20 protein-coding genes are annotated in these 23,026 nt (G+C 61.6%); 14 read left to right on the top strand and 6 right to left on the bottom strand.

Annotated elements, in window-relative coordinates:
- Positions 1-24 precede the first annotated feature (24 nt).
- Complete coding sequence (locus HU742_RS20510) at positions 25-2,409, bottom strand: hybrid sensor histidine kinase/response regulator (RefSeq protein WP_186644282.1); 2,385 nt, start codon at positions 2,407-2,409, stop codon at positions 25-27.
- A 303-nt stretch (positions 2,410-2,712) separates the two neighbouring features.
- On the opposite strand from HU742_RS20510, the gene HU742_RS20505 reads away from it, so the two are divergent.
- The 4 genes from HU742_RS20505 to HU742_RS20490 all read left to right on the top strand — a co-directional run bounded on the left by HU742_RS20505 (position 2,713) and on the right by HU742_RS20490 (position 6,233).
- Positions 2,713-3,510 carry a hydroxymethylpyrimidine/phosphomethylpyrimidine kinase gene (locus HU742_RS20505; protein ID WP_186610833.1) on the top strand — a complete coding sequence of 266 codons (798 nt, stop codon included), beginning with the start codon at positions 2,713-2,715 and terminating at the stop codon, positions 3,508-3,510.
- 15 nt (positions 3,511-3,525) lie between these two features.
- Entirely contained in the window at positions 3,526-4,152 is a 627-nt protein-coding gene (gene thiE, locus HU742_RS20500) for a thiamine phosphate synthase (protein ID WP_186638669.1), read from the top strand.
- Between the two features lie 25 nt (positions 4,153-4,177).
- Positions 4,178-5,461 (top strand): glutamate-1-semialdehyde 2,1-aminomutase, encoded by a 1,284-nt coding sequence (gene hemL, locus HU742_RS20495; protein ID WP_186638667.1) that lies wholly within the window; start codon positions 4,178-4,180, stop codon positions 5,459-5,461.
- A 217-nt stretch (positions 5,462-5,678) separates the two neighbouring features.
- Positions 5,679-6,233, top strand: coding sequence for a tetratricopeptide repeat protein (locus tag HU742_RS20490; protein ID WP_186638665.1), 555 nt, complete (start codon positions 5,679-5,681; stop codon positions 6,231-6,233).
- Between the two features lie 44 nt (positions 6,234-6,277).
- Here the strand turns inward: HU742_RS20490 and HU742_RS20485 are convergent, their stop codons facing one another.
- Positions 6,278-6,607, bottom strand: a complete 330-nt coding sequence (locus HU742_RS20485) for a DUF1820 family protein (protein ID WP_003185742.1) — start codon at positions 6,605-6,607, stop codon at positions 6,278-6,280.
- Positions 6,608-6,740: 133 nt separating this feature from the next.
- Between HU742_RS20485 and miaB the strand changes: the two genes are divergently transcribed.
- From miaB to lnt, 5 genes are all read left to right on the top strand, one after another.
- Positions 6,741-8,069: a tRNA (N6-isopentenyl adenosine(37)-C2)-methylthiotransferase MiaB gene (gene miaB, locus HU742_RS20480; RefSeq protein WP_186644283.1), complete on the top strand. Its 1,329-nt coding sequence runs from the start codon at positions 6,741-6,743 to the stop codon at positions 8,067-8,069.
- Positions 8,070-8,193: 124 nt separating this feature from the next.
- Complete coding sequence (locus tag HU742_RS20475; protein ID WP_186610828.1) at positions 8,194-9,204, top strand: PhoH family protein; 1,011 nt, start codon at positions 8,194-8,196, stop codon at positions 9,202-9,204.
- A complete protein-coding gene (gene ybeY, locus HU742_RS20470) occupies positions 9,197-9,655 on the top strand; it encodes an rRNA maturation RNase YbeY (RefSeq protein WP_186610827.1) in 459 nt (152 codons plus the stop codon). The genes HU742_RS20475 and ybeY overlap by 8 nt, the downstream gene beginning before the upstream one ends.
- 39 nt (positions 9,656-9,694) lie before the next feature.
- Positions 9,695-10,534 carry a CorC family transporter gene (locus HU742_RS20465; RefSeq protein ID WP_186610826.1) on the top strand — a complete coding sequence of 280 codons (840 nt, stop codon included), beginning with the start codon at positions 9,695-9,697 and terminating at the stop codon, positions 10,532-10,534.
- Positions 10,535-10,561: 27 nt separating this feature from the next.
- Entirely contained in the window at positions 10,562-12,085 is a 1,524-nt protein-coding gene (gene lnt, locus HU742_RS20460) for an apolipoprotein N-acyltransferase (RefSeq protein ID WP_186644284.1), read from the top strand.
- 51 nt (positions 12,086-12,136) lie between these two features.
- Here the strand turns inward: lnt and HU742_RS20455 are convergent, their stop codons facing one another.
- Together HU742_RS20455 and HU742_RS20450 are read right to left on the bottom strand one after the other, a co-directional pair.
- Complete coding sequence (locus HU742_RS20455; protein ID WP_186644285.1) at positions 12,137-12,898, bottom strand: YdcF family protein; 762 nt, start codon at positions 12,896-12,898, stop codon at positions 12,137-12,139.
- Positions 12,899-13,001: 103 nt separating this feature from the next.
- On the bottom strand, positions 13,002-13,322 hold the full coding sequence (locus tag HU742_RS20450; RefSeq protein ID WP_186644286.1) for a hypothetical protein: 321 nt from the start codon (positions 13,320-13,322) through the stop codon (positions 13,002-13,004).
- Between the two features lie 292 nt (positions 13,323-13,614).
- On the opposite strand from HU742_RS20450, the gene leuS reads away from it, so the two are divergent.
- From leuS to HU742_RS20425, 5 genes are all read left to right on the top strand, one after another.
- Entirely contained in the window at positions 13,615-16,221 is a 2,607-nt protein-coding gene (gene leuS / locus HU742_RS20445) for a leucine--tRNA ligase (RefSeq protein WP_186644288.1), read from the top strand.
- Positions 16,222-16,310: 89 nt separating this feature from the next.
- On the top strand, positions 16,311-16,916 hold the full coding sequence (locus HU742_RS20440; protein WP_186638649.1) for an LPS-assembly lipoprotein LptE: 606 nt from the start codon (positions 16,311-16,313) through the stop codon (positions 16,914-16,916).
- A gap of 53 nt (positions 16,917-16,969) precedes the next feature.
- Positions 16,970-18,007, top strand: a complete 1,038-nt coding sequence (holA, locus tag HU742_RS20435; protein WP_109756281.1) for a DNA polymerase III subunit delta — start codon at positions 16,970-16,972, stop codon at positions 18,005-18,007.
- A gap of 319 nt (positions 18,008-18,326) precedes the next feature.
- The gene (arfA, locus tag HU742_RS20430; protein ID WP_047229500.1) at positions 18,327-18,491 is read left to right on the top strand and encodes an alternative ribosome rescue factor ArfA; all 165 of its coding nucleotides are present in this window, start codon (positions 18,327-18,329) and stop codon (positions 18,489-18,491) included.
- 72 nt (positions 18,492-18,563) lie between these two features.
- A complete protein-coding gene (locus HU742_RS20425; protein ID WP_186644289.1) occupies positions 18,564-19,886 on the top strand; it encodes a lytic murein transglycosylase in 1,323 nt (440 codons plus the stop codon).
- A gap of 90 nt (positions 19,887-19,976) precedes the next feature.
- On the opposite strand, the gene HU742_RS20420 is transcribed toward HU742_RS20425, so the two are convergent.
- Together HU742_RS20420 and speA are read right to left on the bottom strand one after the other, a co-directional pair.
- A complete protein-coding gene (locus tag HU742_RS20420; RefSeq protein WP_186644290.1) occupies positions 19,977-20,927 on the bottom strand; it encodes a S66 peptidase family protein in 951 nt (316 codons plus the stop codon).
- A gap of 57 nt (positions 20,928-20,984) precedes the next feature.
- Positions 20,985-22,898 (bottom strand): arginine decarboxylase, encoded by a 1,914-nt coding sequence (gene speA / locus HU742_RS20415; protein WP_186644291.1) that lies wholly within the window; start codon positions 22,896-22,898, stop codon positions 20,985-20,987.
- Positions 22,899-23,026: the final 128 nt, after the last annotated feature.

Here is a 23,026-nt window from a genome sequence, read left to right as displayed (position 1 = left end):
GACCGATCAAAGTGGCATATGCGCCTAAATATCGGCGCTTTCGCCCTGCCTCGGACAAAGTACCCGCCGTTGCAAGATGGCTTGCAGGACCTCGAATTTTACCGGTTTGCTCAAGTAGTCGATCAAGGCACCCGAAGGGCAACGTTCCTGGTCAATATTCGGGCTGACCACCAGCACGGGCAAGTCCTCGCAACCGGACAGCGCACGGACTTGGCAGCACAGCGACACGCCGTCCAGCGGTGACCGCTGGCAATCGAGGAGCACCGCGTCAAAGCTGTCGCCCTGTAGCAGGTCCAAGGCTGCGCGACCGCTGTCAGCCGTACGCACCCGATAGCCCAGCTTGAGCAACATGCCGCGCATGACCAACTGATCGATGTTGTTGTCGTCCGCCAGCAATACCGTGCAGTCCTGAGGCCGGCGAGAACCCTGGCGGCCATTGAACGAAAAAGGCGTCGGGACCGCCGCCGGCAGCGCCATGTCGAATTCCACGTCCAGCTGGAAACGACTGCCGCGGCCCGGTTCCGAGGTGTGGGCCAGACGCCCGCCGAGCAACTCGACCAATTGCCGACAGATCGCCAGGCCCACACCGAGGCCGCCGTATTCGCGGGTCATCGAGCCGTCGAGCTGGAAGAAGCGCTGGTACAGAGTTGCCTCGCCAAGGTCGGTAAAACCGATGCCGGTGTCGATCACGGCGAAAGACAGCACCAGCCGATCGAGCTCCGACGGCCGGCCAGTGACTCGCAGCGCGACGCCGCCTGCGCGGGTGAACTTGATGGCATTGTCCAACAGGCATTCCAGGCATTGGGCCAGTTTACCGCTGTCACCCAGGAGGCGATCCGCCAGGCCGGGGCTCACGTCCACCCTGAAATCCAGGCCCTTGGCTGCTGCGTTGGCACCAAACTGGACCTGCAAGGCGTCGACCACCCCACGCAGGCTGAACGGCGCCGGATAGACCTTGAGCTTGCCGGCCTGCAACTCGGTGAGGGTGAGGATGCCGTTGACCATGCGCATCATGTCCCGCGCCGAACCGGCGGCAGTCTGTTGATACTGGGTCAGTTCCTCGTCCATCTCGACGGTCTCCATCAACTCCAGGGAGCCGATTACGCCGTTCATTGGCGTGCGCAGCTCATGGGTCAAGGTGGCGAGGAATTCATCCTTGAGTTTGTTGCCCTGGGCCAATTGCTGGTTGAGCACTTCGAGCTTCTGCCCGGCGTCGAACAGCGTCTGGGCCTGTTGCTCGCGCATGGCGTTGATACGGTCCGCCAGGGCCAGGGACAACAGCGCCACTTCGATGGCCGAGCCGATCTGGCTGGCGTACATGGTCAGGAAGATGTTCGGCAGGTAGCCCAGCACCATCAGCGTATTAACGACGCCCCCCAGCAGAAATGCCGACCAGGCGATGATGAAATAACGCGCCACCCGCAGGCCTCGCCACCAAGCGAACAACCCGGCGGCGAAAATCACCACGGTGAACACCAGGGCCAATGCCGTCGCCAAACGCAGCGCCAGCGCATAGCTGGTCATCAGCGACAAGCCCACCACCACGGCACTATAGGCAATCAGCACCAGCAACAAGCGATCGAGCCAGCGGCTGTGTTCGGCGGTTTGCAGGAAGCTGCGGGCGAATTGGCTGCCAAACAAGCCCGCGCAGCCGATGAAAAACGGCGTCGCGGCGTTGGTCCACCAAGGGTTGTCCGGCCAGAAATATTCGACCGCCGCGCCGTTGACCGAGAGCTGATACAGGCCGAACGAGGCGATGTAGAAGATGTAATAAAGGTAGCTGGTGTCGCGCACGCTCAGGTAAATGAACAGGTTGTAGACCAGCATTCCCAGCAGCACGCCATAAATGATCCCCAGCACGTACAAGCGCACCGGCTGTTGTTCCAGATAAGCGGTGCTCGACCACAGCGTCAAAGGCGCCTGGATTGAACCCTCGCTTTGCAGGCGCAGGTAGACGGTCTGGCGTTGATCAGGCTGAAAATCCAGGCTGAACAAGTAATTGTTCTGGCGCACCTCACGGCTGGCGAACGGTAGCGCGTCACCTGTCTGGCGCACGAGGCGATACGCTCCAGCATCATTGGGCAGGTACAGGTCGACGTGATCCAGTGGCGGATATGCCAGTTCCAGCAACCAGGTCCGCTGGGCAGCCGGATTGCCAGGGTGATAGTGCAAGTCGACTTTCAGCCAGAACGCCGACCGTGAGTAGCCTGCGTTCAGCGTGGCTTTGTCATGGGATTTGAAACGATTCGCCGCAGCCTGGGCCACGACGTCTTCGATGGAGGCCGTGCCGCTGGAGTCTTCAAGCACCTGCAGGGCGTGGCCCAAAGGCAGGCTTTGGGTAAATTCATCAAATTCGAGGGCACTTGCCAAGGGGGACAAGCACAGCAGCAACATCAGCAAATAGCGCATTTAAGCCCCAGCGTGGCCTGTCCGGTTGAGTCAGGAAGCCCCCCATTCCCTGAGTAGACGTAAAACCGGCATTACCTGTTATTGGTTGGATCCATCTGTAGCATAGCCGTTGATGGCCAATTTGCACCACGGAAATTTATCCCACAGGAGGCTCTAGAACGGGCGTTACAGAGCAAACCATTGAGATAGAGCTGTTGCTTTGGTCAGGTTGCAATTTCGTCGGCGCCGAGTTCAATTGTGGCGAGGCCTTCATCGTCACAGGTAGGCGCAGATCGGAGAGGTTTGGTGATAAGCTCGCGCACCATGAATATCTACAGCTCTCGCCCCGTTGTCCTCTGTCTCTCCGGCCACGACCCCAGTGGTGGCGCCGGCTTGCAGGCAGATATCGAAGCCCTGCTTGCCCAGGGATGTCATGCCGCCCCGGCCGTTACCGCATTGACCGTGCAAGACACCGTCAACGTGACCGATTTCCGCGTGCTCGATCGTGAGTGGGTGCTGGCGCAAGCCAATGCCGTGCTCAACGATTCGCCCGTTGCGGCGGTCAAGCTGGGGATGCTCGGCTCACTGGAAATGGTCGACACCGTGGTCGAGCTGCTCCAGGCGCACCCGCATTTGCCGATGGTCTGCGACCCGGTGCTGCGCGCTGGCGGTGGCGGACGGCTGGGCAAGGATGAAGTCGGCTATGCCATGCGCGAGCGCCTGCTGCCCTTGGCAATCATTGCCACGCCCAACCTGCCGGAAGCGCGCATCCTCGCCGAACTGCCCGAAGGCAGCGCCGACGAGTGCGCCGAAAAACTGCTGCCCTTCGTCAAGCACCTGCTGATCACTGGCGGTCACGGCGACGAGCATGAAGTCCATAATCGCCTGTACAGCCGCGACGGGCACCGCCAGACATTTACTTGCCAGCGTTTACCCGGCAGCTATCACGGCTCCGGCTGCACCCTCGCCAGCGCCCTGGCCGGCCGGCTGGCTCAGGGTGAACAGCTTGCCAGCGCGGTAAAGACCGCGCTGGACTACACCTGGCGCACCCTGCGCGATGCCGAACAACTGGGCAAAGGCCAGTTCGTACCGCGTCGCCTGCCGCTGGATTTCTGCTCGTAGCACAGGAGCTGTGGAATGAAACTACGTGGCCTTTATGCCGTGACCGACAGCCAGTTGCTGGCCGGCAGGTTCCTCGCTTATGTAGAAGCCGCGCTGGAAGGTGGCGTGAGGCTGCTGCAATACCGCGACAAAAGCAGCGACGAAGCCCGGCGTCTGCGAGAAGCCGAAGCGCTGCGCAACTTGTGCGAGCGCTACAAGACCCAACTGATCATCAACGACGACGCCGAACTGGCCGCGCGCCTGGGCGTCGGCGTACACCTGGGCCAGACCGATGGCCCACTGGCGCCGGTGCGGGCGTTGCTCGGGCACAAGGCGATTGTCGGCTCCACCTGTCACGCCAGCCTGGAGCTGGCTGAACAGGCCGTCCGCGAAGGCGCCAGCTACGTTGCGTTCGGGCGTTTCTTCAATTCCAACACCAAGCCCGGGGCGCCTGCCGCAAACCTTGAACTGCTCGAACAGGCTCGCATCAAACTGCATATACCGCTGTGCGCCATTGGCGGCATTACCCTGGAAAATGCCGCCCCGCTGGTGGCTCACGGGGTCGATCTGCTCGCGGTGGTCCACGGCCTGTTCGGCGCCGACAGCACTGCTGAAGTGACACGCCGCGCCCGCGCCTTCAACGCCTTGCTGCAAACCAAATAGTCATTCCGATTTCGAGAGTCCTACCATGTCCCGTTCCGAAACCTTGTTTGCCAATGCTCAAAAACACATCCCCGGCGGCGTGAATTCCCCGGTTCGTGCATTCAAGAGCGTCGGCGGCACCCCGCTGTTCTTCAAGCACGCCGAAGGTGCGTACGTCACCGACGAAGACGACAAGCGCTACGTGGATTACGTAGGTTCGTGGGGGCCGATGATCCTGGGCCACAGCCATCCGGACGTCCTCGATGCGGTGCGCAAGCAGCTGCAACACGGCCTGTCCTACGGCGCCCCGACCGCGATGGAAACCGAGATGGCCGACCTCGTCTGTTCTATCGTGCCGTCGATGGAAATGGTGCGCATGGTCAGCTCCGGCACCGAGGCGACCATGAGTGCGATCCGCCTGGCGCGCGGCTACACCGGCCGCGACAGCATCATCAAATTCGAAGGCTGCTACCACGGCCATTCCGACAGCTTGCTGGTGAAGGCCGGTTCCGGCGCGCTGACCCAAGGCGTGCCGAGCTCTGCGGGCGTGCCGGCGGCGTTCGCCAAGCACACGCTGACGCTGCCTTTCAACGACCTGGAAGAAGTCGAGAAAATGCTCGGCGAGGTTGGCCAGGAAGTGGCTTGCATTATCGTCGAACCGGTGGCCGGCAACATGAACTGCGTACCGCCGGCGCCAGGTTTCCTCGAAGGCCTGCGCAGCCTGTGCGACCAGCACGGCGTGGTGTTGATTTTCGACGAAGTGATGACCGGTTTCCGCGTTGCCCTCGGCGGCGCCCAGGCCCATTACGGCGTCACGCCGGACTTGAGCACCTTCGGCAAGATCATCGGCGGCGGCATGCCAGTGGGCTGCTTCGGCGGCAAGCGCGCGATCATGGAATGCATCGCCCCGCTGGGGCCGGTATACCAGGCCGGCACGCTGTCGGGCAATCCGCTGGCTATGGCCGCCGGCCTGACCACCTTGCGCCTGATCAGCCGCCCGGGCTTCCACGCCGAGCTGACCGACTTCACCACTCGCCTGCTCGATGGCTTGCAAGTGCGCGCCGATGCGGCAGGGATTCCGTTCGTCACCACCCAGGCCGGCGGCATGTTCGGCCTGTATTTCAGTGGCGCCGATGACATCGTGACCTTCGACGACGTGATGGCCAGCGACGCCGACCGATTCAAGCGCTTCTTCCACTTGATGCTCGACGGCGGCGTCTATCTGGCGCCAAGCGCCTTCGAAGCCGGCTTCACCTCCATCGCCCATGGTGAAGCGGAGTTGAAGATCACCCTTGATGCGGCCGAACGGGCCTTTGCTGCGCTGAAGTAAGGCTGTGGATAACTGACGCTGGCTGACACCAGCGTCAGCGATTGCCGATCGTCCTGGCGCTTTTTCCTACGTATTCAACCGAGAAGTGGCCGCCGCCGTTCCCTCGCAGCAGAAAAACGAGTAAAGACTTTGTAAGGATGGCCCTGCTTATTTCATAATGCGCGCTTATTGGATCCCCCGGTGGGTCCACGCGCCCCTCAGAGGTAAGTCGATTCTCATGAACCGCACCGGCCGCACCCTTGCCTTGGGCTGCCTGTTGGTCCTTCAACCCCTGCTCGCTCACGCACAGGCAGGCGGTAACTCGTTGTTGATCCCGGCGATGGGCCGTTGCACGCTCAACACCCAGCCACAAGATCTCGCACCGGCACTCGACGCCTGTCGAAAAGCGGCCGACGACGGTGATGCACAAGCGCAATACGAGCTGGGTGAATTCTACTACGATGGCAAGGCCGCGCCGCGCGACCTGAAGCTGGCCCTCAGCTATTTCGAAAAAGCCTCCCTGCAAGGCCATCCCCAGGCGCAATACAAGCTCGGCGGCATGTTCTTTCATGGTGAAGGCGTGCCGGCCAACAACGTCCAGGCTTACATCGTCCTGAAGATGGCGGCGGTCAACGGCGCCGAAGAAGCCTTGGACACCGCCGACGAAGTTGCCGAGCAAATGCCCCGTGACGAGCTGGAGGTGGCGACCCAGGTACTGGGCCAGATCTTTCGCAAATACCTGATGGAATTGCAAAACGCCGACGGACGCACGCCCTTCTCGCCGCTGCCCTGAATCCGCCATGTCCCCTCGCCACATTAGGACTGCGCTGAAGCTGTTTACTTCTCAGGCATCGGCATCGGAAACGGCATCACATTGCCGACCGCGCCACGGGCTTCGCTGATTTTCGGCGTGCCCAGGCGCTCGACTTCGTCGATGCGCACGATCGAATGCATCGGCACGAAGCTGCGCACCACACCTTCGAATTGCGCCTTGAGCTTTTCCTCGCTCGGATCGACGACCACTTGCGTGCGCTCGCCAAAGACGAATTCCTCGACTTCCAGGAAGCCCCACAGATCACTTTGATAGATCTGCTTGGCGTACATTTCGAACACCTGGCCCTGGTTGAGGAAAATCACCTTGTAGATTGGAGCTTCACGTTTGGTCATGGCTGGCGAAACACATCGGCGGGTAAAAATGAGGGCGCGAACTATACCATAGCCATTGCTCGCACAGCGGTAGGAACCCAGTGACTTGTTCCCTATAATGCGCGGTTCTTTGAATCACGTGATGACCCCGTCCATGGCCAAGAAGCTTTACATCGAAACCCACGGTTGCCAGATGAACGAGTACGACAGCTCGCGCATGGTCGACCTGCTGGGTGAACACCAGGCCTTGGAAGTCACCGCTCGCGCCGAAGATGCGGACGTGATTCTGCTCAATACCTGCTCGATCCGCGAACGCGCCCAGGACCGGGTGTATTCCCAACTGGGCCGCTGGCGCGAGCTGAAGCTGGCCAACCCGGAAATGGTCATTGCCGTGGGCGGTTGCGTGGCCAGCCAGGAAGGCGCCGCCATTCGTGACCGCGCACCCTATGTAGACGTGGTTTTCGGCCCGCAGACCCTGCATCGCCTGCCTGAGATGATCGACGCCGCGCGCGCGACCAAATTGCCGCAGGTGGACGTTTCGTTCCCGGAAATCGAAAAATTCGACCACCTGCCCGAACCGCGCATCGACGGCCCGAGTGCCTATGTATCGGTGATGGAAGGCTGCAGTAAATATTGCACCTTCTGCGTTGTGCCCTATACGCGGGGCGAAGAAGTCAGCCGGCCGTTCGACGACGTGATTGCCGAGATCATTCACCTGGCCGAAAACGGCGTGCGCGAAGTGACGCTGCTGGGGCAGAACGTCAATGGTTATCGCGGCCTGACCCACGATGGGCGCCTGGCGGACCTCGCCGAACTGATCCGGGTCGTGGCAGCGGTAGAGGGTATTGACCGCATCCGCTACACCACCTCGCATCCGCTGGAGTTCTCCGACAGCCTGATCCAGGCCCACGCCGAGGTACCTGAACTGGTCAAGCACCTGCACCTGCCGGTGCAATCGGGCTCCGATCGGATCCTGTCGGCCATGAAGCGCAACCACACGGCGCTCGAATACAAATCCAAGCTGCGCAAGTTGCGGGCGGCGGTGCCGGGCATCTGCATCAGCTCGGACTTTATCGTTGGCTTCCCGGGCGAAACCGAGAAAGATTTCCAGCAGACCATGAAGCTGATCGAAGACGTCGGTTTCGACTTCTCCTACTCCTTTGTGTATAGCCAGCGCCCCGGCACGCCGGCGGCCGACCTGGTGGACGAGACGCCGGAAGAGGTCAAGAAAGAACGGCTCAACGCCTTGCAGCATCGATTGAATCAGCAGGGTTTCGAAATCAGCCGACAAATGGTCGGGTCGATCCAGAGGATCCTGGTCACCGACTACTCGAAAAAAGACCCGGGCGAATTGCAGGGCCGGACCGAGAACAACCGGATCGTCAACTTCCGCTGCGATACTCCGGCGCTGATAGGCCAGTTCGCCGACGTACACATCGACGCCGCACAACCGCACTCCCTGCGCGGCTCGCTGGTCCAATAGCCTGGGTCCACGATGAATTGTCAGTCCCTGTTATCGGATTGCGCCGTTTAAGAGCTTTCGCACCCAGCCTACTGGCGCTATCCTTGATTTCACCTTAATTGCCCCTGGGCGGCTAAAAACGACCTTGAACGCACCCATCGAACCACATCGTTTCATTCTCGAGCCCTTTGAGGCTCGCCGCTTCGCCAATCTGTGCGGGCAATTCGACGAGCATCTGCGCTTGATCGAACAGCGCCTGGCCATCGAGATCCGCAACCGCGGGAACCAGTTCGAACTGATCGGCGAACCCAAGCACACCTCCTCCGCGGAAAACCTCCTGCGCCGTCTCTACCGGGAAACCAAGGGGAGCGAGCTGTCGCCGGACATGGTCCACCTGTTCCTGCAGGAATCGGCTGTCGAAGAACTCGACAACCACGCCCCCGCGGAGCCTGCGGTGGCCCTGCGCACGAAAAAAGGCATGATTCGCCCACGAGGCTTGAATCAGCAGCGCTACGTGAAGGAAATCCTGGGCAACGACATCAACTTCGGCATCGGCCCGGCCGGTACCGGCAAGACCTACCTGGCAGTGGCCTGCGCAGTCGATGCGCTTGAGCGTGAACAGGTGCGACGCATCCTGCTGGTGCGTCCGGCGGTCGAAGCGGGCGAAAAACTCGGCTTCCTGCCTGGCGACCTGAGCCAGAAAATCGACCCTTACCTGCGACCTCTCTATGACGCGCTGTATGAAATGCTCGGTTTCGAATACGTCGCCAAGCTGATCGAACGCCAAGTCATCGAGGTTGCGCCACTGGCCTATATGCGCGGTCGCACGTTGAACAACAGCTTCATCATCCTCGACGAAAGCCAGAACACCACCGTCGAACAGATGAAAATGTTCCTGACCCGGATCGGCTTCGGCTCCACCGCCGTCATCACCGGGGACATCACCCAGGTCGACCTGCCGCGCGGCACCAAGTCCGGCTTGAACCACGTGATCCAAGTGCTCAAGGACGTCCCAGGCATCAGCTTCACGCATTTCCTGCCCAAGGACGTCGTGCGTCATCCGCTGGTGCAGCGCATCGTCGAAGCCTACGAGCGCTTCGAGAACCGCGAGGACGAGGCCCTGCCCGCCGACAAGGGCAAGCGCCACGATGCTTGAACTCGACTTGCAACTGGCCAGCGAGCAACCCTCTCCCAGCGAAGCCCAGTTTCGCCAATGGTGCGAACTGGCCCTGCGCCAGCGCAGCGCCGATTCAGAACTGACGATCCGCTTGGTGGATGAACCTGAAGGCCGCGAGCTGAACCACACCTGGCGGCAGAAAGACTATGCCACCAACGTGCTGTCGTTCCCCGCCGACGTGCCCGACGAGTTGCTCGATATCCCATTGCTGGGCGATCTGGTGATCTGCGTCCCGGTGGTGGAGCGCGAAGCCGCCGAACAAGGCAAGACTTGCGAAGCCCACTGGGCTCATCTGGTGATACACGGCTGCTTGCATTTGCTCGGTTACGACCATATGGAAGATGAGGAAGCCGAGGAAATGGAAGCACTGGAACGGACGTTGCTTGCAGAGCTGGGTCATCCCGACCCTTATGCCGGCGACGAACACTGATACATCAACTGTAACGACAAAGGATTCAGAGTAATCGCTATGAGCGAAGATCGATCGACCAACGGGCAGAAGTCATGGCTGGGCAAGCTCACCCAGGCTTTTGCCCATGAGCCGAAAAACCGCCAGGAGCTGCTGGAGCTGCTGCGCGACGCACACCAGAACAAACTGTTGGACAGCGAAGCGCTGGCCATCGTCGAAGGCGCCATCCAGGTCGCTGACCTTCAAGTGCGGGACATCATGGTTCCCCGCTCGCAGATGGTCAGCATCAAGGCGACCCAGACACCCCGCGAATTCCTGCCCGCCGTGGTCGACTCCGCTCACTCACGCTACCCGGTCGTCGGCGAGAGCCATGACGACGTCATGGGCGTGCTGCTGGCCAAGGATCTGCTGCCCTTGATCCTTCAAGAGAACGGCGACAGCTTCAACATCAAGGACTTGCTGCGTCCGGCCACCTTCGTGCCCGAGTCCAAGCGTCTGAATGTACTGCTGCGCGAGTTCCGCGCCAATCACAACCACATGGCCATCGTCATCGACGAATACGGCGGCGTGGCTGGGCTGGTGACCATTGAAGACGTGCTCGAGCAGATCGTCGGCGACATCGAGGACGAACACGATGTCGAAGAAGACAGCTACATCAAGCCGCTGCCCAGCGGTGATTTCCTGATCAAGGCCCTGACGCCCATCGAGAACTTCAACGAGTTCTTTGACAGCGAGTTTTCCGACGATGAGTTCGATACCGTCGGCGGCCTGGTGATGAGTGCTTTCGGGCACCTGCCCAAGCGCAACGAAACCACCGAGATCGGCTCCTGGCGCTTTCGCATCCTGAACGCCGACAGTCGTCGGATTCATCTGCTGCGCCTGTCGCCCATTGCCCGTTAAACCCCGCGAGCCCCGCTAAGGACACACATGCGTTGGATAACCCGCCCCGGCTGGCCCGGTAACCTGCTGGCCGTGGCGGCCGGCGCGATCACCACCCTGGCTTTGGCGCCCTTCGACATCTGGCCGCTGGCATTGCTGGCGGTCGGGTTGTTCTATGCCGGCTTGAAGGAACTCTCGCCGCGCCAGGCCCTGGGCCGTGGCTGGTGCTTCGGTTTTGGCTTGTTTGGCGCCGGCACCAGCTGGATCTACGTCAGCATCCATAACTTCGGTGGCGCCTCGGTGCTGCTCGCCGGACTGTTGATGCTGCTGTTCATCGCCGCGATCGCCTGGTTCTTCGCGCTACCGGCCTGGCTTTGGGCGCGCTGGTTGCGGCGCAACGAGGCGCCGCTGGCCGACGCCCTGGCCTTCGCCGCGCTGTGGCTGGGCCAGGAAGCGTTTCGTGGCTGGTTTTTGACCGGTTTCCCCTGGCTCTACTCCGGCTACAGCCAACTCGACGGCCCCCTGGCCGGCCTCGCGCCGCTGGGCGGGATGTGGCTGATTTCCTTCACCCTGGCCTTGACCGCCGCGCTGCTGTACAACGCGCCCGGCTTGGTTCGTAGCGGCCGCAAAGGCTTTATTGCGGCAGGCGTTGCACTGCTGATCGGCCCTTGGATCGTCGGCATGGCACTCAAGGGCCACGCCTGGACCAGCCCATCGGGCGACCCGCTGAGCGTCGCGGCGATCCAGGGCAACATCGAACAAAGCATGAAGTGGGACCCCGAGCAGCTCAACGCGCAACTGGCGCTGTACCGCGACATGAGTTTTGCTTCCAAGCGCGTCGACCTGCTGATCTGGCCGGAAACCGCGGTGCCAGTGCTCAAGGATTCCGCCCAGGGCTACCTGGACATGATGGGCAACTTCGCCGCCGAGCGGAATTCGGCGCTGATCACCGGCGTGCCAATTCGTCAGTTGGTCCGCCATGAGAAGCGCTACTTCAACGGCATCACCGTGACCGGCGAAGGTGACGGCACTTACCTCAAGCAAAAGCTCGTACCGTTCGGTGAATACGTGCCGTTGCAGGATCTGTTGCGCGGGCTCATCGCGTTTTTTGATTTGCCCATGTCGGATTTCGCTCGCGGGCCGGCCGACCAGCCATTGTTGCAAGCCAAGGGTTACCAGATCGCGCCCTTCATCTGCTATGAAGTGGTCTATCCCGAATTCGCCGCCAGCCTTTCCGCGCGCAGCGACTTGTTGCTGACCATCAGCAACGACACCTGGTTCGGCACCTCGATCGGCCCGTTGCAGCATTTGCAAATGGCCCAGATGCGCGCCTTGGAAGCCGGCCGCTGGATGATTCGCGCCACCAACAACGGCGTGACCGGCCTGATCAACCCTTTCGGCCAGATTACCGTCAGCATCCCGCAATTCGAACGCGGCATCCTCTACGGCGAAGTAGTGCCGATGCACGACCTGACGCCTTACCTGCAATGGCGCTCGTGGCCGCTGATCATCTTGTGCGTGTTGTTGCTGGGCTGGGCGTTGGTGGCGGCACGGATGGCCAGGACAGTTTAAGGTTTTCGATAATCCTTGTGGCGAGGGGATTTATCCCCTCGCCACAAGTGCTCAGCGGTAGAACAACCGATAACCCACCTGCCCCACCGCCTCGTTCATCAACTGCCCGGACTGCCAGATCGATTTGAATTCCGGCATCCAGCCGCCCAGCGGACGGGCATTGTCCTGCCCCAGGAATCCCATAGGCGCAGGGACGACCTCGAAGCCCGCCCGCTGGAAACTCCAGACCGCGCGCGGCATATGCGAGGCGTGGGTCACGACGACCACGCGCTTGATGCCTTCCGCAAGCAGGATCCCGGCACTCATCTGCGCATTTTCCCAGGTCGTGCGGCTGCGCTCCTCCTGCCAGCGCACGGTCACGCCAAAATCCTCGCGCATCGAGTCGGCCATCAGCTTCGCTTCGCTGGGCGGGGTGCCGTAATGCAGGCCGCCGGTTGTCAGCACCGGCAAGCCTGAAGCCTTGGCCAACCGCGCCGCATAACGCTGGCGCTCCAGCCCGATGCCGGTGGGCTGGTCGGCGCCCCAGGCCAGATCGCCGCGCTCGCGGCCCGAGCCCAGCACCACAATGGCGTCGGCGCGCTGGGCCAAGGTCGCCCATTCGCTACGTATTAACGGCGGTTCACGTTCCAATGCCTTGGCGCTCCATTGCACCACGACTGGCAGGCTCATCAGCCAGAAACCACCCAGGCCCACGACGAAACACACACGGGCCAGGCGCGGCCGGGAGTCGCGCCACCACCAGGCGAGCGCCAGCAACAGCAAAAGAATGCCGGGCGGCAGCAAGAGTTGTTTGATGAAATAGCGAAAGGGCATCGGGCATCTCCATAGATGCCCGAAGCCTAGGTGGGTTGCCGCAAAGCGGCAATGGATTCCAAAAATCTCGAATCAAAAAAAAGCGACACGCGTGAATCCGGCGTTACTTGAACTGCAGGGACCGGACCTTTACAGCATCCTTGTCGGGCGTCCGATCCTTGAGCCAGACAACCTTGGCCGAACGGGGCGCATCAAGACGCTTGTTTGCCTGGGCCTCGCAGGTGGAGGCCTGATGCCCGACCTGCTCAAGGTACGCCTTGACCAGTTCGAACTCTGCGGGGCTCAAGCCGCGCAGCTCCAGCTCTGCCGGGCGTTCATCACGCAAACGACCGGCGGTTGTAGCAGCGTCCAGGGCCACCCCAAGACGATCGATCAGTTTTCCGTACAACTCAGGTGTAGCGACTTTTCGTTGTGATTCAACCATCCCTCACCTCATTGAAGATAAGACTCACTCCCCATTGAGAAGCTTAGCTTCGCTGGGCAAACCGGCAGGACGCCGCGACCAACGGCCCTGTACACGGGCGATTGGCCGTGGTCGTCAATGGCTGACACGCAATCAGGGTTTCCCTCGGCAGAGCGCGGTCATGTATGCTACGGCGCTTCCTGTAACTCCACTTCCAGCTTGGCTGGGCATCGAAAACGCCGCATTCGGCGTCGTCTGCGTCCAGCATGGCAACGAAGAGGATTGGGCCACCCCATTCAGTACAAAAGTAGCCATGCACGAACACTACCAGCCCCGTGAAATCGAAGCCGCCGCCCAGTCGTTCTGGGACGAGCAAAAGTCCTTTGAAGTCAGCGAACAGCCAGGCAAGGAGACTTTCTACTGCCTGTCGATGTTCCCTTACCCCAGCGGCAAGCTACACATGGGGCACGTGCGCAACTACACCATCGGCGACGTGATCTCCCGCTACCAGCGCATGCAAGGCAAGAACGTCCTGCAACCCATGGGTTGGGACGCCTTCGGCATGCCGGCGGAAAACGCCGCGATGAAGAACAACGTGGCCCCCGCCAAGTGGACCTACGAAAACATCGCCTACATGAAGACCCAGCTGCGCAGCCTGGGCCTGGCGGTGGATTGGTCCCGCGAAGTGACTACCTGCAAGCCGGACTACTACCGCTGGGAACAGTGGCTGTTCACCCGCCTGTTCGAAAAAGGCGTGATCTACCGCAAGAACGGCACCGTGAACTGGGACCCGGTGGACCAGACCGTACTGGCCAACGAGCAAGTGATCGACGGTCGCGGCTGGCGTTCCGGCGCGCTGATCGAAAAGCGCGAGATCCCGATGTACTACTTCAAGATCACCGCCTACGCGGATGAACTCCTGGAGAGCCTCGACGAACTGACCGGCTGGCCTGAGCAGGTCAAGACCATGCAACGCAACTGGATCGGCAAGTCCCGGGGCATGGAAGTGCAATTCCCGTACGACGTCGCGTCCATTGGCGAAGCCGGCATCCTGAAAGTTTTCACCACCCGTCCGGACACCCTGATGGGCGCCACCTATGTGGCTGTGGCCGCCGAGCATCCGCTGGCCACCCTGGCGGCCCGGAACAACCCCGAGCTGCAGGCATTCATCGCCGAGTGCAAGGGCGGCAGCGTTGCCGAAGCCGACGTTGCCACGCAGGAAAAGAAAGGCCTGCCGACTTCGCTGTTCGTCGAACACCCGCTCACTGGCGAAAAACTGCCGGTATGGGTCGCCAACTACGTACTGATGCACTACGGCGACGGCGCCGTCATGGCCGTGCCGGCTCACGACGAGCGCGATTTCGAATTCGCCCACAAGTACAACCTGCCGGTCAAACCGGTCGTGCGCACCAGCGCCGGCGACCAGACCCCGGCACCTTGGCAGGACGCCTATGGCGAACACGGCGAGCTGATCAACTCCGGCGAGTTCGACGGCCTGGATTTCGCCGGCGCGTTCGACGCCATCGAAGTCGCCCTGATCAAGAAAAACCTCGGCGCCTCGCGCACCCAGTTCCGCCTTCGCGACTGGGGCATCAGCCGCCAGCGCTACTGGGGCTGCCCGATTCCGATCGTGCATTGCGACACCTGCGGCGACGTACCGGTGCCGGAAGACCAACTGCCCGTGGTCCTGCCGGAAGACGTCGTCCCCGACGGTGCTGGTTCGCCCCTTGCGCGCATGCCTGAATTCTACGAATGCAGTTGCCCGAAATGCGGTGCACCGGCCAAGCGTGAAACCGACACCATGGACACCTTCGTCGAGTCCTCCTGGTACTACGCCCGCTACGCCTCGCCGCACTATGAAGGCGGCCTCGTGGAAAAATCCGCAGCTGACCACTGGTTGCCGGTGGACCAGTACATCGGCGGCATCGAACACGCCATCCTCCACCTGCTCTATGCGCGCTTCTTCCACAAGCTGATGCGTGACGAAGGCCTGGTGAGCTCCAACGAGCCGTTCAAGAACCTGCTGACCCAAGGCATGGTGATCGCCGAGACTTACTATCGTCGCGAAGCCAACGGAGCCTACACCTGGTTCAACCCAAGCGACGTCGAACTCGAACGCGACAGCAAGGCCAAGGTCATCAGCGCCAAGCTGATCGCCGACGGCTTGCCGGTGGAAATCGGTGGCACCGAGAAAATGGCCAAGTCGAAGAACAACGGCGTCGACCCACAGTCGATGATCGACCAGTTCGGCGCGGACACCTGCCGCCTGTTCATGATGTTCGCCTCGCCACCCGACATGAGCGCGGAATGGTCCGACTCGGGTGTCGAGGGCTCGCACCGCTTCCTCAAGCGCGTCTGGCGCCTGGCGCAAGCCCACGTCACCCAGGGCCTGCCGGGCAAACTGGACGTCGCGGGCCTGAACGACGAGCAGAAAGCTGTTCGCCGCTCAATCCACCTGGCGATCAAGCAGGCGAGCCATGACGTTGGCCAGAACCACAAGTTCAACACCGCCATCGCCCAGGTGATGACGTTGATGAATGTGTTGGAAAAAGCTGCGCAGGGCACCGAGCAGGATCGCGCGCTGGTTCACGAAGGCCTGGAAGCCGTGACGCTGCTGCTGGCACCGATCACACCGCACATCAGCCACGAGCTGTGGAGTCAACTGGGTCACGCCGACCCGGTGATTGACGCCCGCTGGCCGGTGGTGGACGAAACCGCGTTGGTGCAGGACAGCCTGACACTGGTCATCCAGGTCAATGGCAAGCTGCGCGGCCAGATTGAAATGCCGGCCGCCGCCACTCGCGAAGAAGTCGAAGCCGCCGCGCGGGCCAACGAAAACGTGCTGCGCTTTGTCGATGGCCTGACGATCCGCAAGGTGATCGTGGTGCCCGGCAAACTGGTCAATATCGTCGCAAGCTAATTGGATCGGGCGTCCGGCCACAGGCCGGACGCCGAATATGACCTGCAGGGCCGCACGCTCGGCCCATGGGTTTCAAGGGGAGCAACAAGATGATCAAACGTAATTTGCTGGTTATGGGCCTGGCGGTCCTGTTGAGCGCCTGCGGCTTCCAGCTGCGTGGCACCGGCACCACCGAACTGGCAATCACCGAGCTGGACCTGAGCGCGCGTGACGCCTATGGCGAAACCGTGAAAGCGCTGCGCGATACGCTGGAAGACAGCGGTGTGAAGGTCTACAGCGGTGCACCATACAAACTGGTATTGACCCGTGAACAGCAAAGCCAGCGCAGCCTGAGCTATGCCGGTGCCGGTCGTTCAGCCGAATACGAACTGAACAATGTGCTGAGCTACGAAATCCGTGGCCAAAACAATCTGGTGTTGCTGGACGACAAGCTGCAAGTGCAGAAGGTTTACCTGCATGACGGTAACAACATCACCGGTTCCGACCAGGAGTCCAGTGAGGTGCGCGAGGAAATGCGCCGTGACCTGGTACAGCGCATGATGCTGCGCCTGCAACAGCTGAGCCCGGCTCAACTGGACCAGTTGCAACAGACCGCCGACGCCAAGGCCAAGGCCGAAGCCGAAGCACTCGAAGCGGCACGCAAGGCTGAAGCGGAAACCCCGCAGCAGTCGCCGATGCAGATCCCGGCTGAATAAGCCTTGCGGGGCGCTTCGGCGCCCCGCTTGCATGCGCCTATGAACTGTCCTTTATGAAACTGGCTCCCGCCCAACTCGGCAAACACCTGCAAGGCGCCCTCGCGCCCGTCTACATCATCAGCGGCGATGACCCGCTGCTGTGCCAGGAAGCCGCCGACGCCATCCGCTCCGCCGCCCGCCAGCAAGGTTTCGACGAACGCCAGGTGTTCGCCGCCGACGCCAGTTTCGACTGGGGTACGCTGCTGCAGGCTGGGGCGAGCATGTCGCTGTTCGCCGAGAAACGCCTGCTGGAACTGCGCTTGCCCTCCGGCAAGCCTGGCGACAAGGGCGCCGCTGCGCTGATCGAATACTGCTCGCGACCGGCCGAAGACACGGTGCTGCTCATCAGCTTGCCGAAACTCGACGGCAGCGCGCAGAAGACCAAATGGGGCAAGGCCCTGGTCGAAGGCCCGCAGACCCAATTCGTGCAGATCTGGCCGGTGGATGTCAGCCAGTTGCCCAGCTGGATCCGCCAACGCCTGTCCCAGGCCGGCCTTTCGGCCAGCCAGGACGCGGTGGAGCTGATTGCCGCCCGGGTCGAAGGCAACCTGCTGGCCGCCGCCCAGGAAATCGAAAAGCTCAAGCTGATGGCCGAAGGTGGGCAGATCACCGTGGAAACGGTCCAGGCCGCCGTGGCCGACAGTGCACGCTTCGATGTCTTCGGGCTGACCGATGCGATCCTCAACGGTGAAGCCGCCCATGCCCTGCGCATGCTCGAAGGCCTGCGGGGCGAAGGCGTCGAACCGCCGGTGATTCTCTGGGCCCTGGCCCGGGAGTTGCGCCTGTTGGCCAACCTGTCCCTGCAATACAGCCAGGGCGTCCCGCTGGACAAAGCCTTCAGCCAGGCTCGCCCGCCCGTCTGGGACAAGCGCAAGCCCCTGATGAGCAAGGCCCTGCAACGCTATTCGGCGCCGCGCTGGGCGCAATTGCTGCTTGAGGCCCAGCGCATCGATGCGCAGATCAAGGGCCAGGCCGCTGGGTCGCCATGGATGAGCCTGAGTCGGTTGTCGTTGTTGATGGCGGGCCAGCGACTCCCCTTGCCCGCTGAATAAACCTCTCAAAAGCACACTGCAGTACACCTGTGGCGAGGGGATTTAGCGAAACGTCGCACCGCCCCGCTGGACTGCGCAGCAGTCCTAAAACCAGCAACCTAGGTGTGTCAGGCGAATCGCATCCAGCTCTCTTGGGGCTGCTGCGCAGCCCAGCGGGGCGGTGCGACGTTTCGATAAATCCCCTCGCCACAAATCGATTCCTCGCCACAATTGCGTGTTCATTAGCTGTTACTTTCTGTACCGATGCAGGGGCTGGACAACCCCCCAACTCTGTCCCATGATTTGCCCCGCAAAAACCACCCCCACGAGAGATCCCCTCATGAGCAAAAAGCCATCCAAGCATGGCCCCAACAAGGCCAAATCCATCATCGCCCAGCCCCTGTTCCGCAGCCGCCAGGAACGCCCCGCCAAGGGCAAAGGCAGCTACCGCCGCGAAGCCTTCCAGTCTGACAACTGGGAGGCTTCTTGCTTTGTGGCAGCTTGAAACACCCGGACAAGCCCTACGCCCCTTTCGCATGTTAAGGTCAGCACCTGATCTGAATTTCTGGACCCGTGCATGCCCTTTTGTCTTCCCCGTCGTTGGCCATTGCGCCAACTGATCGCCGTCACAAGCGTCGTCCTGCTTGTTGCCTGCGCAGAGAAACCCACCGCCGCCGACGCCCAACCGCTCCAGACCGCTCCAGCCATGACCGCGCCGGCTATCGTGCCGCCTGTCGTGCCCTCCGGAGAAAACCTGGTCATAGCGCCCACCCAGACCTTTGCCGAATGGCAGGCCGGGTTTCGCAAGGAAGCCCTGGCCGCCGGGATCCGTGCCGATTTGTTCGACCGTGCATTTATCGGCGTCAGTCCGGACATGAGCGTGATCAAGGCTGATCGCAGCCAACCTGAATTCACCCGACCGGTGTGGGAATACCTCGACGGCGCACTGTCGCCCTTGCGCATACGCAAAGGCCAGGCCCTGATCCAGCAGCAGGCGGATATCCTGCAAAGCATCGAACAACGCTATGGCGTCGATCGCGAGGCGCTGGTTGCGGTGTGGGGCATGGAAAGCAACTTCGGCCAGTTCCAGGGCAACAAATCAGTGATCAACTCCCTGGCGACCCTGGCCTACGAGGGACGGCGTCCCGGCTTTGCCCATGCGCAACTGATCGCCGCGCTGCAGATCCTGCAACAGGGCGACATCTCGCCAGAAAAAATGCTCGGCTCCTGGGCCGGCGCCATGGGTCAGACCCAGTTCATTCCCACCACGTACAACACCCATGCGGTGGATTTCGATGGCGACGGTCGACGTGACATCTGGGGCAGCGCCACCGATGCCCTGGCCTCGACCGCACATTACCTGCAGAGCTCCGGTTGGCAGCGCGGCCAGCCGTGGGGGTTCGAGGTCGATCTCGGGGAGGGCTTCGACTACACCCTGGCCGATGGCACGATCCGCAAGCCAGTCGCCGAATGGATACGGCTGGGCGTCTCGGAATATGGCGGCCTACCAATAGCTCCCGATGACAAACAACTGTCGGCGTCGCTGCTCCTGCCAGCTGGCCATCGCGGTCCGGCGTTCCTGATCTTCGATAACTTCCGCGCCATCCTCAAATACAACAACTCATCGTCCTATGCTTTGGCGGTTGGGCTGTTGTCACAGCGCTTCACCGGTGCAGGGTTGGTCCACGGACAGTGGCCAAAAGAGGACCTGCCCCTGAGCCGCAGCGAACGCATCGAGCTTCAGACCCTGCTCGGCCAGCACAACTACGACGCGGGCAATCCCGACGGCATCATTGGCGCCAACACCCGCAAGGCCATCCGCAGCGCCCAACAGTCGTTTGGCTGGCCGGCGGATGGATATCCGACGCATAAGCTGCTGGACGCGCTACGTAACCGCTGAATTGGCCTGATGCGTCCTACCGCTAAACTGCTCGCTACTCTCCTGGATTGACGAGCAGTTCTCGATGATTGATGAACAGGTAACGCGGGCCTAGCCGCCGAGCACCACATCCTGCTCCAACGTCAGCCTTTTCTCTCCCGCATCCAGTTCCACCAGCGCGCCCATGGGCAACGTCAGGTTCGGATCACAATGCCCGCTGCGCCAACCGGACAACACCGGAATGCGCAATGGCGCGAAGGTCTGCTTGAACAAGCGGTTCAAATCCTCGACGTCCACACCAGCGACATCTCCCAGCAGCACGCCCCGCAACTTCCCCAGGGTGCCCGCCAGCCGCAGCTGGGTCAGCAAGCGGTCGATGCGATAGAGCGGTTCGTTGATGTCCTCCACCAGCAGGATCACGCCTTCGGCATCGATTTCGTAAGGCGTGCCCATGGTCGCGGCTATCATCGACAGATTGCCTCCGAGCAGCCGCCCGTGAGCGATGCCTGGCTCGACAATCGTCAATGGATAAGCCGCCGGATGGCTCAGTACGTCGCCTGCCCTCAATTGCCCACGCAGCAGGCTGAAGAACGAAGTGACAGTCGGCGGTGCCTTGCCACCCAGCAGGTCGGCATTGAGCAATGGCCCATGGAAGGTCACGAACCCAGCATGACGGCTGATCGCCAAGTGCAGCGCGGTGATATCGCTGTAGCCGACAAAGGGCTTGGCGTTACGCCGCAACAGCTCGAAATCGATGCGATCCAACAGTCGCGGCGTGCCGTAGCCCCCGCGCAGACAAATAATGGCCTTCACCTGCGGGTCGGCGAACGCTGCGTGCAGATCGTTGAGCCGCACCTCGTCACTGCCGGCCAGGTAACTGTCCTTTGCATGGACACCCGCAAATATCCGCAGCTCATGGCCGTGGGCGCGCATCCATTGCACGGCTTTATCGGTGTCCAGCGGCGCCGGACCGGCAGGCGCAATCACTCCGATCAGCCCTCCGGCCGGGAGCGCCGGTACCGGCTGATGCGGATACAGGGTGTGCTTGGGTCGAACGGTCATCCATGAATCTCCCTGCATAAAGTCGTGCATACACCCCGCCGTGAACGGCCTGGCCGATCAGGAAGACAGGTAGGAAGAGCGCGTCAACCCAAGGCGCAGCGCATCCAGGAACTGGGTGCGCTCGGCCGCGGTGATGCGAGCGCTGGCGCACTTGTCACGGTAATGCGTCATCAATTCCTCCGGCGACAGGTGCACGTAGCGCAGCATGTCTTCGATGGTGTCATGGGTCTCGATGCCGGCGTGGTACACACTGCCATCGGCGTTCTGGTAGATGTTCACCGAATCGGTGTCACCGAACAGGTTATGCATGTCGCCGAGGATTTCCTGGTAGGCACCCACCAGGAAAATGCCCAGCAGGTAGTCTTCGCCTGGGTTCAGCGAGTGGACCGGCAGGCTGGTCTCGATGCTCTGCTCGTCGACATATTGCTTGATCTTGCCGTCGGAGTCGCAGGTCAGGTCTTGCAGCACGGCGCGGCGCAGCGGTTCTTCGTCGAGGCGATGCAACGGCAGGATCGGCAACACCTGGCCGATCGCCCAGGTGTCCGGCAGGCTCTGGAACACCGAGAAGTTGCAGATGTACTTGTCGGCCAACTTGTCGTTGAGTTCGTCCAGCACCTGGCGGTGCGAGCGCTGGCGGGCCTTCAGCGAGTTGTGCAGGCGACGGCAGACGGCGAAGTAGCATTGCTCGGCCAGGGCTTTTTCCGCCAGGGTCAGCTTGCCGTCGGCGTATTGGGCAGCCACGTCGCTCATGTAATGGGTGGCGCGCCAGTAAGTCTCGGTGACCATCTCGATATCGGTTGGGCCCAGCAGGTCCACCAGCCATTGCACGGTTTCCGGCAGGCTTTCCTTGTTCTCGATCACCGGCACATCGTCGTGGTGTTTCTCGACGTCGGTCACCTGCACCACCAGCATCGCGTGGTGAGCCGTCAGCGAGCGGCCGCTTTCGGAAAAGATGTGCGGATGCGGCAGGCTTTGGGCGTCGCAGAATTCCTTGAGCATGCCCACCACGACACCGGCGTAGTCGTCCATGTCGTAGTTGATCGAGCTGGCGTTGCGCGAGTGCGTACCGTCGTAGTCCACGCCCAGACCACCGCCGACGTCGATGTGATCCACCGGCAGGCCGAGATTGCGCAGTTCGCCGTAGTAACGAATCGCTTCCTTGAAACCGTGCTGGTAGTCCGCCAGGTTGGCGATCTGCGAACCCATGTGGAAGTGCAACAGACGGATGCCCTGATCCAGGCCGGCGCCGCGGAAGCGCTCGACTACGGACAACAGCTGCGCGGCCGACAGACCGAACTTGGATTTCTCGCCACCGGTGTCGGCCCACTTGCTCGACGCCAGGGACGACAGGCGCACCCGCAGGCCTACCTGAGGCTTGACCTTGAGCGACGCGGCTTCTTCGATCACCAGGCCGACTTCGGATTCTTTCTCGATCACGATGAAGACGTTGTGACCGAGCTTCTGGCCCATCAGTGCCAGGCGAATGAACTCGCGATCCTTGTAACCGTTGCAGACAATCGTCCCACCCTTTGGCGCCAGGGCCAGCACCGCCAGCAGCTCAGGCTTGGAACCGGCTTCCAGGCCGATGGAAACGTTCTGGGTGGCGATGATGTTTTCGATCACCGCTTCCTGCTGGTTGACCTTGATCGGATAAAGCGCGGTGTACTGGCTCTGGTACTCCAGGCGTGCGATGTTGCTGTCGAACGCGCCGGTGAGCTGGCGCACACGGTCTTGCAGGATGTCGGGGAAGCGCACCAGCAGGGGCAACGAAAGGCCACTCTGGCGCAACTGGTCGACTTGCTCGTACAAATCGATGGGCGAGCTGTTGGGGCCGTTCGGACGGACTTCGACGCGACCGGCGTCATTGATCGCGAAATACCCGGCCCCCCAATGGCGGATCCCGTAAACGCTGCGGCTGTCCGCAACTGTCCATTGGCTGCCATCGTCTTTGCGTGTGCGTCGTACGGACATCGAAGTCCCCTATAAAGAAGTCAAAATGCACCATCCGGTCGGAGGCTGGCGCAGTCTAGAGAATGGAAATGACGATTTGCCTGTAAGCAAGGTAGACCCTGCCCGCAGCGCTGAGTTTAAAACCCGTT

The organism is Pseudomonas marvdashtae (assembly GCF_014268655.2).
GTDB classification, from domain to species: domain Bacteria; phylum Pseudomonadota; class Gammaproteobacteria; order Pseudomonadales; family Pseudomonadaceae; genus Aquipseudomonas; species Aquipseudomonas marvdashtae.
This window is presented reverse-complemented; position numbering and strand designations above follow the sequence as displayed.

What these genes read in the sequence shown, in the direction of transcription:
- HU742_RS20490 (WP_186638665.1), top strand. Translation starts at nt 5,679, where the DNA reads ATGAACCGCACCGGCCGCACCCTTGCCTTGGGCTGCCTGTTGGTCCTT.
- HU742_RS20465 (WP_186610826.1), top strand. Translation starts at nt 9,695, where the DNA reads ATGAGCGAAGATCGATCGACCAACGGGCAGAAGTCATGGCTGGGCAAG.
- thiE (WP_186638669.1), top strand. Translation starts at nt 3,526, where the DNA reads ATGAAACTACGTGGCCTTTATGCCGTGACCGACAGCCAGTTGCTGGCC.
- ybeY (WP_186610827.1), top strand. Translation starts at nt 9,197, where the DNA reads ATGCTTGAACTCGACTTGCAACTGGCCAGCGAGCAACCCTCTCCCAGC.
- HU742_RS20425 (WP_186644289.1), top strand. Translation starts at nt 18,564, where the DNA reads ATGCCCTTTTGTCTTCCCCGTCGTTGGCCATTGCGCCAACTGATCGCC.
- HU742_RS20485 (WP_003185742.1), bottom strand. Translation starts at nt 6,607, where the DNA reads ATGACCAAACGTGAAGCTCCAATCTACAAGGTGATTTTCCTCAACCAG.
- leuS (WP_186644288.1), top strand. Translation starts at nt 13,615, where the DNA reads ATGCACGAACACTACCAGCCCCGTGAAATCGAAGCCGCCGCCCAGTCG.
- HU742_RS20420 (WP_186644290.1), bottom strand. Translation starts at nt 20,927, where the DNA reads ATGACCGTTCGACCCAAGCACACCCTGTATCCGCATCAGCCGGTACCG.
- lnt (WP_186644284.1), top strand. Translation starts at nt 10,562, where the DNA reads ATGCGTTGGATAACCCGCCCCGGCTGGCCCGGTAACCTGCTGGCCGTG.
- HU742_RS20455 (WP_186644285.1), bottom strand. Translation starts at nt 12,898, where the DNA reads ATGCCCTTTCGCTATTTCATCAAACAACTCTTGCTGCCGCCCGGCATT.
- HU742_RS20450 (WP_186644286.1), bottom strand. Translation starts at nt 13,322, where the DNA reads ATGGTTGAATCACAACGAAAAGTCGCTACACCTGAGTTGTACGGAAAA.
- holA (WP_109756281.1), top strand. Translation starts at nt 16,970, where the DNA reads ATGAAACTGGCTCCCGCCCAACTCGGCAAACACCTGCAAGGCGCCCTC.
- miaB (WP_186644283.1), top strand. Translation starts at nt 6,741, where the DNA reads ATGGCCAAGAAGCTTTACATCGAAACCCACGGTTGCCAGATGAACGAG.
- HU742_RS20510 (WP_186644282.1), bottom strand. Translation starts at nt 2,409, where the DNA reads ATGCGCTATTTGCTGATGTTGCTGCTGTGCTTGTCCCCCTTGGCAAGT.
- HU742_RS20505 (WP_186610833.1), top strand. Translation starts at nt 2,713, where the DNA reads ATGAATATCTACAGCTCTCGCCCCGTTGTCCTCTGTCTCTCCGGCCAC.
- HU742_RS20440 (WP_186638649.1), top strand. Translation starts at nt 16,311, where the DNA reads ATGATCAAACGTAATTTGCTGGTTATGGGCCTGGCGGTCCTGTTGAGC.
- speA (WP_186644291.1), bottom strand. Translation starts at nt 22,898, where the DNA reads ATGTCCGTACGACGCACACGCAAAGACGATGGCAGCCAATGGACAGTT.
- hemL (WP_186638667.1), top strand. Translation starts at nt 4,178, where the DNA reads ATGTCCCGTTCCGAAACCTTGTTTGCCAATGCTCAAAAACACATCCCC.
- arfA (WP_047229500.1), top strand. Translation starts at nt 18,327, where the DNA reads ATGAGCAAAAAGCCATCCAAGCATGGCCCCAACAAGGCCAAATCCATC.